The organism is Janthinobacterium sp. P210006 (genome assembly GCF_036231885.1).
GTDB lineage: Bacteria > Pseudomonadota > Gammaproteobacteria > Burkholderiales > Burkholderiaceae_D > Janthinobacterium > Janthinobacterium violaceinigrum.
Map to the genome: position 1 here is coordinate 1513423 of NZ_JAZARD010000001.1, position 14026 is coordinate 1527448.

The 14026-nt window shown below is 64.8% G+C and carries 13 protein-coding genes; 12 read left to right on the forward strand and 1 reads right to left on the reverse strand.

Going from position 1 to position 14026, the window contains the following annotated elements; genetic code table 11:
- Positions 1–18: 18 nt before the first annotated feature.
- Positions 19–618: a type VI secretion system lipoprotein TssJ gene (tssJ, locus tag VPH41_RS06740; protein ID WP_328569376.1), complete on the reverse strand. Its 600-nt coding sequence runs from the start codon at positions 616–618 to the stop codon at positions 19–21.
- A 280-nt stretch (positions 619–898) separates the two neighbouring features.
- Here tssJ and VPH41_RS06745 point away from each other — a divergent pair, with 280 nt between their 5' ends.
- The 12 genes from VPH41_RS06745 to VPH41_RS06800 all read left to right on the forward strand — a co-directional run bounded on the left by VPH41_RS06745 (position 899) and on the right by VPH41_RS06800 (position 13894).
- Positions 899–1495 carry a hypothetical protein gene (locus VPH41_RS06745; RefSeq protein WP_328569377.1) on the forward strand — a complete coding sequence of 199 codons (597 nt, stop codon included), beginning with the start codon at positions 899–901 and terminating at the stop codon, positions 1493–1495.
- 37 nt (positions 1496–1532) lie between these two features.
- Positions 1533–2042, forward strand: coding sequence for a type VI secretion system contractile sheath small subunit (gene tssB / locus VPH41_RS06750; RefSeq protein WP_328569378.1), 510 nt, complete (start codon positions 1533–1535; stop codon positions 2040–2042).
- Position 2043: 1 nt separating this feature from the next.
- The gene (tssC, locus tag VPH41_RS06755) at positions 2044–3534 is read left to right on the forward strand and encodes a type VI secretion system contractile sheath large subunit (protein ID WP_328569379.1); all 1491 of its coding nucleotides are present in this window, start codon (positions 2044–2046) and stop codon (positions 3532–3534) included.
- 35 nt (positions 3535–3569) lie between these two features.
- Positions 3570–4061, forward strand: coding sequence for an Hcp family type VI secretion system effector (locus VPH41_RS06760; RefSeq protein WP_034750126.1), 492 nt, complete (start codon positions 3570–3572; stop codon positions 4059–4061).
- A gap of 66 nt (positions 4062–4127) precedes the next feature.
- Positions 4128–4604, forward strand: a complete 477-nt coding sequence (tssE, locus tag VPH41_RS06765; protein ID WP_328569380.1) for a type VI secretion system baseplate subunit TssE — start codon at positions 4128–4130, stop codon at positions 4602–4604.
- Entirely contained in the window at positions 4601–7243 is a 2643-nt protein-coding gene (tssH, locus tag VPH41_RS06770) for a type VI secretion system ATPase TssH (RefSeq protein WP_328569381.1), read from the forward strand. Before tssE ends, tssH begins: the two co-directional genes overlap by 4 nt.
- A 34-nt stretch (positions 7244–7277) precedes the next feature.
- The gene (gene tssA, locus VPH41_RS06775) at positions 7278–8309 is read left to right on the forward strand and encodes a type VI secretion system protein TssA (RefSeq protein ID WP_328569382.1); all 1032 of its coding nucleotides are present in this window, start codon (positions 7278–7280) and stop codon (positions 8307–8309) included.
- A 42-nt stretch (positions 8310–8351) separates the two neighbouring features.
- A complete protein-coding gene (locus VPH41_RS06780) occupies positions 8352–9143 on the forward strand; it encodes a substrate-binding periplasmic protein (protein WP_328569383.1) in 792 nt (263 codons plus the stop codon).
- Positions 9144–9191: 48 nt separating this feature from the next.
- Complete coding sequence (locus tag VPH41_RS06785) at positions 9192–9704, forward strand: lipocalin family protein (protein WP_328569384.1); 513 nt, start codon at positions 9192–9194, stop codon at positions 9702–9704.
- A gap of 264 nt (positions 9705–9968) precedes the next feature.
- Positions 9969–11738: a methyl-accepting chemotaxis protein gene (locus tag VPH41_RS06790; RefSeq protein ID WP_328569385.1), complete on the forward strand. Its 1770-nt coding sequence runs from the start codon at positions 9969–9971 to the stop codon at positions 11736–11738.
- Positions 11739–11942: 204 nt separating this feature from the next.
- The gene (locus VPH41_RS06795) at positions 11943–12623 is read left to right on the forward strand and encodes a tRNA-uridine aminocarboxypropyltransferase (protein ID WP_328569386.1); all 681 of its coding nucleotides are present in this window, start codon (positions 11943–11945) and stop codon (positions 12621–12623) included.
- Between the two features lie 80 nt (positions 12624–12703).
- Positions 12704–13894, forward strand: coding sequence for a PA0069 family radical SAM protein (locus VPH41_RS06800; protein ID WP_442906225.1), 1191 nt, complete (start codon positions 12704–12706; stop codon positions 13892–13894).
- The last annotated feature ends 132 nt before the right edge of the window (positions 13895–14026 follow it).

Genomic DNA, 14026 nt, shown 5'->3' on the forward strand with positions numbered 1-14026 from the left:
TGCGAGCCGCTGCTGCCGTTACTGGCAGCGCAGGGCGGCCAGCGGCGCCATGCCGCTGTCCATGCCGGCCACGCTGAGCGCGCAGGCGTGCAGACCGACGGTGATGCCGCCCCGTTCCGCGTCGGCGGCGGCAAAGGTGGCGCGCCAGCGCTGCGCCGCCGGTGCGCGGAACAGGGCCACCACGCCGATGAAGCTGGCTTCTTTGCTGACTTTTTCCTGTATTTCGTAGCGCTGGCCCGGTACCAGCAGCACTTCCTTCACTTCCATCAGGTCGGCGCCCAGCGCGGCTTTTTCGCGCTGCGTGTCGAGGAAGCTGTCGTATGGCGTCTGCTCGAAGGCGGCGCTCTGGCGCAGCTTGTAGATGCGCGCCACCAGCGCCAGCGGCCGGCCGTCGGCATCCGTGTTGAGGCGCTGCGCCGCATGCAGGCGGATGCTGACGTTGCGCGGCGGTTTTTGCGCGTCGGGCAGTTCGGGCGGCGGCTTGGCCGTCCCGGCCATGTGCAGCGCCGCGTTGGCCAGGGTGCCGATGGCGCCGCCCGCACAGCCGGCCTGCAGCAACGCCAATAGCAGCAGCGCGGCGGCGCGGGCCAGGTGGCGGAACGGGGCGTCAGATGGCATGGGAGCTCTTTGCAAAAAATGGTGCGTGGAAATGAACCTGGTGCAGTCATTTAAGCGCATGCATGGCCAGACTACTTGCGTTGACGCAAAGTCCGTCTGCGATCAAGACAATTGCTGCGCCAGATCAGGATTCATGTCGCTGCACGCGGCTGTGATGTGGAACTTCTTCTTTGCTGATTAATCTCAATTTGGCAAAAAAATGGGCGATCAATAATGGCCTCCAGCAAGGCGCCGCCCATCTTTCCCAGCGGTAGCGTCCTCCACGTGAAGGAATGCCCCGATGAAGCCAGCCACCATATTGCCCCGTATTGCCTGCCTCGCCAGCGCCGTGCTGCTGGCCGCCTGCGCCGCGCCGGACCAGCCGGCACCGAAGATTCCTGCCGCGCCGACTCTGGCGCAAGTGATGAGCGACGCCGATGCGGCCGCGCGCGCCGGCCAGTACGAGCGGGCCATGACCCTGCTCAAGGGCGGCGGCACCAGCTATCCGGCCGACAAGGCGCCATGGCTGCAAATGGCGCAGATGAAGTTCGACCGCGGCCAGTACGGCGACGCCATCGGCCATGCGCTCGAAGCGCTGGAGCGCGACCCGGACGACAAGGTCGCCAACAGCATCGTCGCCGTCAGCGGCTTGCGCCTGTCCGGCAAGGCGCTGGCCGACCTGTCGCGGCAAAACAATCTGAATGGCTCGCTGCGGTCGGAAGCGCAGGACCTGGCCAAGCTGCTGCGCGCGAGCATAGGCGAGGACGTGCTGCTGCCGCCGGTCAAGCGCCCGGCAGCGGCAGGCAAGCGCGCTGCAACTTCCAGCTCCGGCACGCCGGCGGCGAAGGGGGCGGCGTCGCCAGGCAGCGCGGCCGACCCGTTCAGCGGCCTGAAATAAGCCCGCGTTCCCACCACCCCTTCGCAAAGGAAGCGACATGCCCAAGTCCGATAGCGTGCAAAAACGCCTGCAAAAGATACGCGCGCCGCGCGTGCAAATGACCTACGACGTCGAGATTGGCGACGCGATTGAAAACAAGGAGCTGCCCTTCGTGGTCGGCGTGCTGGGCGACTTTGGCGGCAATCCGGACAGCGACAAAAAACGCTTAAAAGACCGCAAGTTCGTCGCCATCGACCGCGACAACTTCGACGAAGTGCTGGCCGGCGTGGAGCCGGTCGCCCGTTTCGCCGTGCCGAACCGCCTCGGCGAGGCGGGCGGCACGTTCGCCGTCGACCTGCATTTCCGCTCGATGGACGACTTTCGCCCCGAATCGGTGGTGCGCCAGGTCGATCCCTTGCGCAAGCTGCTCGAGGCGCGCACCAAGCTGGCCGACCTGCGCAACAAGCTGGCAGGCAACGACAAGCTGGAAGACTTGCTGACGGAAGTGCTGAACAACACGGACAGCCTGGCCACCCTGAAACCGCAGTTCCCAGCGCAGGAGGATTGAGATGAGCGCCCAGGCAGAAGCCCTCGCAGTATCGACCGCCGGCGCGCCGGTCGCCGCCGACTTGCTGGACCAGATCGTCGAGCAAAGCCGCGTCGCCAAGTCCGGCGCCGAACATGCGCGCGCACGCGATCTGATCTCGGAACTGGTGGCGCAGGTGCTCGACGGCACGGTGCTGATGTCCAGCAGCCTGTCCGCAACCCTGGACGGGCGCGTGGCGGAAATCGACCGCCTGATCTCCGCCCAGCTCAGCGAAATCATGCACGCGGCGCCGTTCCAGCAGCTCGAACAAAGCTGGACGGGGCTGCGCTACCTGGTCGGCAATTCCGATACGGGCACGCGCCTGCAGATCCGCATGTTCAACGCCACCAAGCGCGAACTGGTGAAGGATTTCCAGGCAGCGCTGGAATTCGACCAGAGCAGCATGTTCAAGAAGGTCTACGAAGAGGAATTCGGCACGTTTGGCGGCGCGCCGTTCGCCGCGCTGCTGGGCGATTTTGCCATCTCGCGCCAGCCGGAAGACATGTATTTCGTCGAGCAGATGTCGCACATCGCCGCCGCCGCGCACGCGCCGTTTATCGCTTCGGCCGCGCCGGAACTGTTTGGCCTGGAAAGCTACGGCGACCTGGGCAAGCCGCGCGACCTGGCGAAAGTGTTCGACACCATCGAGTACGCGAAATGGAAAGCCTTCCGCGAATCCGAGGATGCGCGCTACGTGGGCCTGACCTTGCCCCGTTTCCTGGGCCGGTTGCCGTTCAATCCCGTCGACGGCACCACCGTGGAAGGCTTTAATTTTGTCGAGGAAGTCGACGGCAGCGACCACCACAAATACCTGTGGTGCAATGCCGCGTACGCATTCGGCAGCAAGCTGACGCGGGCCTTTGCCGACTATGGCTGGTGCGCCGCCATCCGCGGCGTGGAGGGCGGCGGCCTGGTGGACGACCTGCCCACGCACACCTTCAAGACGGACGAGGGCGACGTGGCCCTGAAATGTCCGGCCGAAGTGGCGATCACCGACCGCCGCGAAAAGGAGTTGTCGGACCTGGGCTTCATCTCCCTCGTGCACTGCAAGAACACGGCGTATGCGGCGTTCTTCGGCGCGCAGTCGGCGCAGAAAAGCCGCAAGTACAACAGCGACGCGGCCAATGCGAACGCGGTGCTTTCGTCGCAGCTGCAGTACATCTTTGCCGTCTCGCGCATCGCCCATTACATGAAGGCCATGATGCGCGACAAGATCGGCAGCTTTGCCGCCGCCTCCAACGTGGAAGATTTTTTGAACCGCTGGCTGATGCAGTACGTGCTGCTCGACGATAACGCCAGCCAGGAACAGAAGGCGCAGTTCCCCCTGCGCGAAGCTTCCGTGCAGGTGCATGAAGTGCCGGGCCGGCCCGGCGTGTACCGCGCCGTGTCCTTCCTGCGGCCGCACTTCCAGCTCGATGAATTATCCGTTTCGCTCCGACTGGTCGCGGAGTTGCCGAAGTCGACCAATTCCTGATCCACCGGATCATCTTTCAACCAGAGGAGCACACCATGGCAATCGATGTATATCTGCAGATAGACGGCATCAAGGGCGAATCCACCGATGACAAGCACAAGGACTGGATCGAATGCAAATCGGTCAGCTGGAGCGTCGAGCAGCCGAAGTCCGCCACCGCGTCGACGGGCGGCGGCCACACGGCCGAACGCTGCGAGCACAAGGACATCGTCATCTCCAAGCTGGCCGACCTGGCCTCGCCGGTGCTGCTTCAGACCTGCTCGGCCGGCAAGACCATCCCCAAGGCGCGCTTCGAATTCATGCGCGCCGACGGCCAGGGCGAGCGCGTCAAGTACTTTGAAATCGAGATCGAGAATGTGCTGATCGGCGCCGTCACGCCAAACGTGGAAGAGGGCGACATCCTCGGCGAACATGTGGGCTTCAAGTTCTCGAAAGTGAAGTGGAAATACACGCAGCAAAAAGTGACGGGTGGCGCCGGCGGCAATACCTCGGGCGGCTGGGACCTGGCCGCGAACCGCGTGGCTTGATCCATGGCGCGCGGCGCGCGGCGGCCACCCGCGCCCGCGCGCCGCGCCGACTTTTCAGGAGAGCGCATGGACAGTTATGTACCGGGCCTGTTCGACCGCCTGATGGGCGACGGCGGCGCGGCGGCGGGCGGCGTGGCGGTGCGCCTGTCGCTCGAACAATTGAAGGATGCGGTGGCGCGCGACCTCGAGGAACTGCTCAACACGCGCGTGGCCCTGCCGCCCGGCGCGCTCGACGCCTACCCGGAATGCGCGGCTTCCATCGTCAACTATGGTTTGATCGATTTCGCCGGCATGTGTTTGTCCAGCAGCGACGACCGTGCCCGCATCTGCGCCGCGCTGAAGGCCGCCATCGAACGCCATGAACCGCGCCTGCGCAATGTGCGCGCCCGCCTGGAACGGGACGCGGGCAGCATCAACCGGGTCGGCTTCGTCATCAGCGGCACCTTGGCCGTGACGGCGGGCGGCGAGACGGTCAATTTCGACGCCGTGCTGCAGCCATCGTCGCTGCGCTATTCGATCAACCGCAAGGGAGCTGCCGCATGAGCAATAACTTGAAAACCCTGATCGCCAAGCTCAATGACACGGCGCGCACGGCCGCCACGCGCGCCGCCGGCATCTGCGTGGGACTGGGACAGTATGAAGTCGATATCGAACACCTGTTCCTGGCCCTGCTGGAGCAGGAGCGCAGCGATTTCGTCACCATTGCGCGGCGCAGCGAAATCAGCCTGACGGCGCTGGAGGCGGACCTGCGCCGCGAGATCGGCAGCTTCAGGACGGGCAGCGCGCGCACGCCCGTGTTCTCGCCCCACTTGCCGCTGCTGTTCGAGCATGCCTGGCTGATTGCCTCGCTGGACGCGGCGCAGCCGGGGCCCATCCGCAGCCGCCACCTGCTGCTGGCGCTGCTGACGGAGCCGGAACTGTCGCAGCTCGCGTATCGCGGTTCGAAGCTGTTCGCCCGTTTCAGCGTCGAGCAATTGAAGCACCATCCGGACAAGCTGACGGCCGGCTCCGGCGAGGAGGAAAGCGCGGCAGTGCCGCGGCTTTCCGACACCGGCGACGATCCTGTTGTTAGCCTGGCCAGCAAGACCCCGGCGCTGGACCAGTTCACCACCGACCTGACGCAGCTGGCGCGCGACGGCAAGCTCGATCCCGTGATCGGCCGCGAGACGGCGATACGCCAGGCCGTCGACATCTTGCTGCGCCGGCGCCAGAACAATCCGATTCTGACGGGCGAGGCGGGCGTGGGCAAGACGGCCGTGGTGGAAGGCCTGGCCTTGCGCATCGCCGCCGGCGACGTGCCCGAGGTGCTGCAGGGCGCGCGCATCCACGCGCTCGACATGGGTTTGCTGCAGGCCGGCGCCAGCGTGAAGGGAGAATTCGAAAGCCGCTTGAAGAACGTCATCGACGAGGTGACGAAAAGTCCGCACCCCATCATCCTCTTCATCGACGAGGCGCACACGATGATCGGCGCCGGCGGCCAGGCGGGGCAGAACGACGCGGCCAATCTGCTGAAGCCGGCGTTGGCGCGCGGCGCCCTGCGCACGATTGCCGCCACCACCTGGAGCGAGTACAAAAAGTATTTTGAAAAGGATGCGGCGCTGGCGCGGCGCTTCCAGGTGGTGAAGGTGGAAGAACCGAGCGAAGACATTGCCTGCGCCATGCTGCGCGCCATGGCGCCGCTGATGGAGCGCCATTTCGGCATCCGCGTGCGCGACGCCGCCATCGTCGAGGCGGTGCGTTTGTCGCACCGCTACATCAGCGGACGCCAACTGCCCGACAAGGCCATCGGCGTGCTCGATACGGCCTGCGCCCAGGTGGCGCTTGGCCAGCGCGCCACGCCGGCGCAGCTGGAAAACGCGAACCGGCGGCAGGAACGCATCGGCGCGGAAATCGCCGCCCTGGCCCGCGAGGCGGCCGATGGCGAAGCGCCCGACAAAGCCGGCGCCGCGCACCTGGCGCAGCTGCGGCGCGAGCATGGCGAGGGGCAGGCGGCGATCGGGGTGCTGGCGCAGCGCTGGGAGCGCGAAAAGGCGCTGGTGGCGCAGATTGGCGAGTTGCGCGCGCAGCTGCGCGGCGAGCGGCCGGGCGAGATCGGCGCGGCGCGCCTGCTGGCGCTGAAGGACGAGCTGGCGGCGCTGCAGGGCGAGGCGCCGCTGTCGCCGCTGGAAGTCGATGCGCAGGTGGTGGCCGGCATCGTCGCGGGCTGGACCGGCATCCCGCTGGGGAAGATGCTCAAGGACGAGATCCGCACGGTGCTGACCCTGGAAGGGGCGTTGCGCGAACGGGTGCTGGGACAGGACCACGTCATCGCGGCCGTGGCGCAGCGCGTGCGCACGGCGCGCGCCAGCCTGGACGACCCGGACAAGCCGCAAGCCGTGTTCCTGTTCACGGGACCGTCCGGCACGGGCAAGACGGAAACGGCGCTGGCGCTGGCCGACCTGCTGTATGGCGGCGAGCGCAAGCTCGTGACCATCAACATGAGCGAATACCAGGAGGCGCACAGCGTGGCGGGCCTGAAAGGTTCGCCGCCCGGCTATGTCGGTTATGGCGAAGGCGGCGTGCTGACGGAAGCCGTGCGGCGCCAGCCCTACAGCGTGGTGCTGCTCGATGAAGCGGAAAAAGCCCATCCCGACGTGCTGGAACTGTTTTTCCAGGTCTTCGACAAGGGCGTGCTCGATGACGCGGAAGGGCGCGAAGTCGATTTCCGCAATACCATCATCATTGCCACCTCGAACCTGGGCTCGGGCGCCATGATGGCCGCCTGCCTGAACCGGGCAGCGCAGGACTTGCCCACGCCGGCCGCGCTGGAAGAACTGGTGCGCCCGCAGCTGGTGGCGCAATTCAAGCCGGCCTTGCTGGGACGCCTGAAGGTGCTGCCGTTCTATCCCTTGAACGACACGGTGCTGGCCGAGATCATCGCCCTGAAGCTGGCGCGCATCGGCGCGCGCATCGCGCGCAACCACCAGGCGCAGTTCAGCCACGACGGGGGCCTGGTCGACGCCGTGCTGGCGCGCTGCACCGAGGTCGACTCGGGCGCGCGCAATGTCGACCAGATCCTCAACGGCAGCCTGCTGCCGGCGATTGCCGAAGCGGTATTGGCGCGCATGGCCGAAGGCGAGCCGATAGCCTCGATACGCGTCAGCGCGAACAAGCAGGGGCAGTTCAAGTACGCCATCAAATAACGTCATCCGGTCACGTCAATCCGCGGAGAGCGCCATGTTCAATCTGGAGCAGTTGCTGCACCCCGTCAGCGCCGTCAATCCCTGCGGCGAAGACATCACTTTCAGCCAGGAGCTCGACGCCATCGCGCGCGCGCGCCAGCACGACGACCCCAGCCTGGACCAGGGCGAGTGGGTGACGGCGCTGAAGGAAGCCGACTGGCCTTTCGTGGCGACGCGCTGCGAACAGCTGATCGCCGCGAGCAGCAAGGATCTGCGCGTGGCCGTGTGGCTGGCCGAGGCGCATGCAAAAACGCGCCGTTTCCGCGGCCTGGGCGATGGCTACGCGCTGCTGGCCGGCCTGTGCGAGCGTTACTGGGATGGCCTGTATCCGCCGGCGGAAGAGGGCGACCAGGAACAGCGCATCGGCAATGTGTTCTGGCTGCTGTCGCGCACGCCGCAGCTGCTGCGCGAGATTCCGCTGACCGAAGGCACCGACGGCCTGTTTTCGCTGCAGGATTTCGATGCGGCGCGCCAGCGCGCGGCCGCCAGCCTGGCGCAGGGCGCGGCGGAACAGGGCTGGGGCGATGCGCGCCATGACGACGGGGCGACCCTGGCGCAGATGGAGGCGGCGCGCCAGCGGAACACGCGTGCATTTTCCGACGCCTTGCTGGCCGATGCACAATACTGCATGCAGTCGCTGCTGGCGTTCGAACGCAGCGTCGATGCGCGTTTTGGCGCCGATGGCCCAAGCTTTCGCGCCGCGCGCGAAGCGCTGGAAAACATCATTCATTTCATCGCGCCGCTGCCAACGGGCGCGGACTTTGCCGGCGCGCCAATCGCCGCGGGCCAGGATGCCGGCAGCGGCGCGGGCGCCATCGTGCAGCGCCAGCAGGCGCTGGCCCAGCTGCGCCAGGTGGCCGATTTTTTCCGCCGCACGGAGCCGCACAGCCCCGTCGCCTACCTGGCGGACAAGGCGGCCAGCTGGGGCGAGCTGCCGCTGCACCTGTGGCTGCGCGCCGTCGTGAAGGACGCAGGCACCCTGGCGCAGCTCGACGAAATGCTGGGCACGGACAGTACGAACGGATGATCGGTTTTGGCGCTTCCATGCTAATCTTCGGGCATGTTCAGAATGCTCATCTTGCCTGCCGCGCTATGCCTGTTCATCGTTGCCGAAGCGCAGGCCGGAGCTGCGACGCCGCTGGTGATCTATGGCGACGACGACTATCCGCCGTACTCCTACGTCGAGAATGGCCAGCTGAAAGGCATCTACACGGAGATCGTGCGCACAGCCGTGCAATCGATGCCGCACTATGCGGTGCAGCTGCGCCCCGTGCCCTGGAAGCGGGGGCTGCTGATGCTGCAGACGGGCGAGGCGTTTGCCCTGTATCCGCCGTATTCGTGGCGCAGCGAACGGCCGTACGTGCGTTATTCCGTGCCGCTGCTGATGGAACAGTTGGTGTTGCTGTGCAACCAGGACGTGCTGGCCCGGCGCACGCTGCGCCAGTGGCCCGCCGATTACGGCGGCCTGCACATCGGCGTGAACGCAGGTTTTCTGCTGGGCGACGCGGGGCTGATGGCGTCCTTGCGCGCCGAAAAAATCGTGCTCGATCCGGCCAAGGGCACGCGCACGAATTTGCTCAAGCTGATGCGCGGACGTATCGATTGCTATGTCAGCGACCGTCTGTCGGCGCAGTGGGAGCTGCAGCGCATCCGGCGCGAGGGGCCGGCCGGCACGCCGATGCAGGCGGTCCACGAAACGGCGCAGCTGGCCAGCCAGCAGGGACACCTGGGTTTCACGGTGCGCCGGCCGGCGGCCTATCCGTATCGCGATGATTTTATCGAGCAATTCAATGCGGCCATCGTGCGCATGCAAAACAATGGCGCAATCCGCCGCATCGTCGACCAGGCATTGCTGCCCTGATGCCAATGCCCTGGCGCCGCCACCTTGATTCAAGCAATGGAGACAAGCATGAAAAGATTGCTGTTGCTGTGTGTACTCGTGCTGGCCGGCTGCATGGGCCGGCCCGATAATATTGTGCCTGTTAGCAATTTCGACACGACCCGCTACCTGGGGAAATGGTATGAGGTCGCCCGCCTCGACCACTCGTTCGAGCGGGGGCTGAGCCATGTGACGGCCGACTACAGCCTGCGGCAGGATGGCGGGTTGAAAGTGCTCAACCGTGGCTACAAGGATGCGGACGCGGCATGGAAGGAAGCGCAAGGCAAGGCGTATTTCGTGGACAGGAAAGACGTGGGCTACCTGAAAGTGTCGTTTTTCGGCCCCTTCTATGGTTCCTACATCGTTTTCGACCTCGACCAGCAAAATTACAGCTATTCCATGATCAGCGGCCCCGACAAGTCCTACTTGTGGTTGCTGTCGCGCACGCCCACCATGGACCCCGCCGTGCAGCAGCGCCTGATCGAGAAGGCCCGGGGGCTGGGTTTCGATACGTCAAAATTGATCTATGTGAAGCAAAACTGACTCTGCTTGCCTGCCGCCCGTTCGTGGCGGCATAGCGTCTTCTGGTTGTTGCTTTTCTGCATGTTATTTCTTGCAATGCCACTCCGATTCACTCACAATCTGCTCCAAAGTAGTGCGCTGCGGCGCGCTGCCATTCCGGTGGCGCGGGTACCGTTGCGCCACCGTTCGTGATTGCCGCACGGCAGATGCCTGCTATATTGCAATGTAGCAGTAGGTCGGTTTCGTGGCGTCTGTGCATCGTTTTCTTCAGATAGGAATCACGCAATGAAAAACCTCAAAATCGGCGTACGTCTCGGTGGCGGTTTCGCCGCCGTCCTGCTCCTCTTGACGACCTTGACCGTGGTGGGCATCGTGCAGATGCAAAGCGCCAGCAAGGAAACCGATGCGCTCGTCAACGTCAAGGTGCGCAATGAGCGCCTGATCGGGGAGTGGACCAAGGTCATCGAGGTGAACGCGGCGCGCACGGCGGCCGCCTGGAAAGTCAGCGATCCCGAACACCAGAAACAGTTTGAAACGGAAATGGCGGCCTCGTCGGCACGCGCCACGGAAATCCAGAACGATATCGGCAAGAGCCAGCTGAACGCTGAAGAGCAGGCGCTCTACCAGGACGTGCTGAGCACGCGCAAGGCCTACACGGAAGTGCGCAAGAATGTGTTCAAGGCCAAGAATGCGGGCGACCTGGAACTGGGCAAGCGCCTGTACGAAGGCGACATGGCCGTCAAGCGCGACATCTACCTGGCGTCGCTGAAGAAGCTGGAAGTGCTGGAAGCCAAGTTGCTCGATGAAACGGCCGCGCAGATCCGTTCGCGCTATGAGAACGGCCGCATGCTGCTGATCTCGCTGGGCGTGGTCGCCATCCTGTTGGGCATAGCCTGCGCATACTGGATCACGCGTTCCATCACGCGCCCCATCACGCGCGCCGTCGAAGTGGCGGAAGCCGTTTCCGCTGGCGACCTGACCAGCCATATCGTGGTGGAAAGCCGCGATGAGACGGGGCAATTGATGCATGCGCTGAAAAACATGAACGATAAACTGGTCAGTATCGTGGGCCAGGTGCGCGCGGGAACCGAGTCCATCAGCACGGCGTCGAGCGAAATCGCCGCCGGCAACCTGGACTTGTCGTCGCGCACGGAAGAGCAGGCCAGCTCGCTGGAAGAGACGGCGTCTTCCATGGAAGAGCTGACGTCCACCGTGAAACTCAATGCCGACAATGCGCGCAGCGCCAACCAGCTGGCCATCGATGCTTCGCAGATCGCCAGCAAGGGTGGCGTGGTGGTGTCGGAAGTGGTCAGCACCATGGGTTCGATCAACGATTCCTCGCGCAAGATAGTCGACATCATCAGCGTCATCGACGCCATTGCCTTCCAGACGAATATCCTCGCCCTGAATGCAGCCGTGGAAGCGGCCAGGGCCGGCGAGCAGGGCCGCGGTTTTGCCGTGGTGGCCTCCGAGGTGCGCAACCTGGCACAGCGCTCGAGCGCGGCGGCCAAGGAAATCAAGGGCTTGATCGACGATTCCGTGCAAAAGGTCGAGGCCGGTTCGCAACTGGTGGACAAGGCGGGCCGCACCATGGATGAAATCGTGCAAAGCATCAGCCACGTAACGCAGATCATGAACCAGATTACCGACGCCAGCGATGAACAGCGCGCCGGCATCGAACAGGTCAACCAGGCCATCGGCCAGATGGATCAGGTGACGCAGCAAAACGCGGCCCTGGTGGAAGAGGCGGCTGCGGCGGCCGAATCCATGCAGGAACAGGCCGCCAAGCTGGCCGACGTGGTGGGCTTGTTCAAGCTCGACGCCACGCAGCAATATGTGTCGGCCAGCGTGGCGCGCCCGGTGACGGCCAAGTCTGTCGCGCCTGCCGCACGGCGGGCCGTGACCGGTACTGCGCGCACCTCCGCCTCCACTGCCTCCACTGCCGCTACCCACTCCGCCAGCGGCCCTGCCAAGGCAGCGAAACCGGACACGGCGCACAGCAGCAAGCCACGCGCACCGGTCGCTTCCGGCGCCGATGAGTGGGAAGAGTTTTAAAGCGTTTTATTTTAAGTCGTGGTTTGAGTCCTTGTGCTCAGCAATGAAAAGTTATGCAATTTATCGTTGTTGATGTATCGTTGTTGTCAGCATTGCAGGCCGTTTTCCACGACCGTTCAGTTGGCCATTCCTGTTGGCCATTCCCGCTGGCATGGCGCGGGCGCTACAATCGCGGCTTGAAGAATCCCGCGTACGCGCTCCGCCATGACCACCAGCCGCTCATCTAGCATCTCCAGCCCTAGCTCTGCATCGTCCTCTCACGTCGAACCGGCCAAACGGGCGCGCTGTCCGGTTTGCCTGCGTGCCGCCGCCAGCTGCATCTGCCGCTGGGTCGCGCCGCTTGCCCACACGGTGGACGTGCTGATCCTGCAGCATCCGCTGGAAGTTCATAATGCCAAGGGCAGTGCCCGCTTGCTGCACCTGAGCCTGCCCAACAGCCAACTGCTGACAGGCGAGCATTTCGCACCCGCTACCCTGGCTGCGTTGCTGGCCGACAAGTACAATGTGCTGCTGTACCCGGATACGCCCGGCGACCGTTCGCTGGGCATCGCGCCGCCGCCAGCGCTCGCCCCTGCCGTCTTGCTTGATCCGGCACGCTTGCGGCTGGTGGTGCTGGACGGCACCTGGCGCAAGAGCCGCAAGATGCTGTACCTGAATCCCCAGTTGCAACAGCTGCCGCGCCTGCCCCTGCGCGATACGCCTGCTTCCCATTATTTGATCCGCAAGGCGCACGCGCCAGACCAGTTATCGACCCTGGAGGCGACTTGCTATGCCCTGATGCAGTTGGAGCAGGACACGTCCCGTTTCGTTCCCTTGATCGCGGCATTTGACGGCTTTGTCGCGCAGCAGTTGAGTTATGTCATGCCGCATGGTGAAAAAGCTTGAAATGGCCTCACGGTAGCCCTTGATCTTGCCCGAACAGCGGCATAGTATACTGTACGTATATACAGTTGATGGGGCCGTTCATGAAAGCAATCATTCCAGAGCACGATGACAGCTTTGCCGGGCAAGCCATGCTGCCGCCGCAATCGCTGAAGGCCCGCAAGGGCCGCGGCGCCGTGTCGAACCTGCAAGGGCGCCACGAAGTGCATGCGCGTGCCGGTTTCGATGACGGCTGGAGCGTGGGCGGCCTGGATGAGGCGGCAGGGGAGGCGGAGGCGCCCACCTGGAAGACGCAGGTCAGCGACGAGCAGGCGCGCACCATCCTCACGCGCAATGCGTCGCCAGATTTGCCGTTCAACGTTTCCTTGAATCCGTACCGGGGTTGCGAACACGGCTGCATTTACTGCTTTGCCCGTCCCACGCACAGCTATCTGGGCCTGTCGCCGGGCCTGGACTTCGAAAGCCGGATCTATGCCAAGGTGAACGCTCCCGAACTCTTGCGGCGCGAACTGGCCAAGCCATCCTATGTGCCCGAACCGATCGCCCTGGGCGTCAATACGGATGCGTATCAGCCGTGCGAACGCGAACGGCAACTGACGCGGCGCGTTCTGGAGGTCTTGCAGGAGTGCGACCATCCGCTGGCGCTGATCACGAAATCGTCGCTGATCGAGCGCGATATCGACATCCTGGCGCCCATGGCGGCCAAGCGACTGGCAGCCGTGGCCGTCACTGTCACCACGCTCGACCCGGCCATCGCGCGCACCCTGGAACCGCGCGCGGCCGCACCGGCGCGGCGGCTGCGTACCATCCGCACGCTCACCGACGCGGGCATCCCCGTGGGCGTGAGCATCGCGCCCATCATTCCCTTTGTCACGGAACCTGAAATCGAGCAGCTGCTGGAAGCCGTGCGCGACGCGGGCGCCATCCACGCCCACTACGTCGTGCTGCGTCTGCCGTGGGAAGTGAGCCCCTTGTTCCAGCAATGGCTGGAAGCGCACTTTCCGGAGCGGGCCCAGCGCGTGATGAACCGGGTGCGAGAAATGCGTGGCGGCAAGGATTACGACAGCGCGTTCGGCACGCGCATGCGGGGCGAGGGCGTGTGGGCCGACCTCATCCGCCAGCGTTTCGAGAAAGCCGTGCACCGGCAGGGCTTGCACGGCAAGGGCGGCCGCTTCAAGCAGCTCGATTGCACGCAGTTCCGCCGGCCGCTGGTGGTGCCGCCGCTGGGCGCGAAAGCGAAAGGGGGCAATGCGGGGCAGCTGGATCTGTTCTAGCGCAGGCAGTGCGGGGCGCGGGCTTGTGCGTTGACAAGGACGCGCGCAAGGGCATGCGCACTGCGCGAAACAGGCGGACTTGGTGGCGAGTCGCATCGCCGTCCTGCGTCCGTCGTGGGTGATGCCGGCAGG

What these genes read in the sequence shown, in the direction of transcription:
- tssJ (WP_328569376.1), bottom strand. Translation starts at nt 618, where the DNA reads ATGCCATCTGACGCCCCGTTCCGCCACCTGGCCCGCGCCGCCGCGCTG.
- VPH41_RS06745 (WP_328569377.1), top strand. Translation starts at nt 899, where the DNA reads ATGAAGCCAGCCACCATATTGCCCCGTATTGCCTGCCTCGCCAGCGCC.
- tssB (WP_328569378.1), top strand. Translation starts at nt 1,533, where the DNA reads ATGCCCAAGTCCGATAGCGTGCAAAAACGCCTGCAAAAGATACGCGCG.
- tssC (WP_328569379.1), top strand. Translation starts at nt 2,044, where the DNA reads ATGAGCGCCCAGGCAGAAGCCCTCGCAGTATCGACCGCCGGCGCGCCG.
- VPH41_RS06760 (WP_034750126.1), top strand. Translation starts at nt 3,570, where the DNA reads ATGGCAATCGATGTATATCTGCAGATAGACGGCATCAAGGGCGAATCC.
- tssE (WP_328569380.1), top strand. Translation starts at nt 4,128, where the DNA reads ATGGACAGTTATGTACCGGGCCTGTTCGACCGCCTGATGGGCGACGGC.
- tssH (WP_328569381.1), top strand. Translation starts at nt 4,601, where the DNA reads ATGAGCAATAACTTGAAAACCCTGATCGCCAAGCTCAATGACACGGCG.
- tssA (WP_328569382.1), top strand. Translation starts at nt 7,278, where the DNA reads ATGTTCAATCTGGAGCAGTTGCTGCACCCCGTCAGCGCCGTCAATCCC.
- VPH41_RS06780 (WP_328569383.1), top strand. Translation starts at nt 8,352, where the DNA reads ATGCTCATCTTGCCTGCCGCGCTATGCCTGTTCATCGTTGCCGAAGCG.
- VPH41_RS06785 (WP_328569384.1), top strand. Translation starts at nt 9,192, where the DNA reads ATGAAAAGATTGCTGTTGCTGTGTGTACTCGTGCTGGCCGGCTGCATG.
- VPH41_RS06790 (WP_328569385.1), top strand. Translation starts at nt 9,969, where the DNA reads ATGAAAAACCTCAAAATCGGCGTACGTCTCGGTGGCGGTTTCGCCGCC.
- VPH41_RS06795 (WP_328569386.1), top strand. Translation starts at nt 11,943, where the DNA reads ATGACCACCAGCCGCTCATCTAGCATCTCCAGCCCTAGCTCTGCATCG.
- VPH41_RS06800 (WP_442906225.1), top strand. Translation starts at nt 12,704, where the DNA reads ATGAAAGCAATCATTCCAGAGCACGATGACAGCTTTGCCGGGCAAGCC.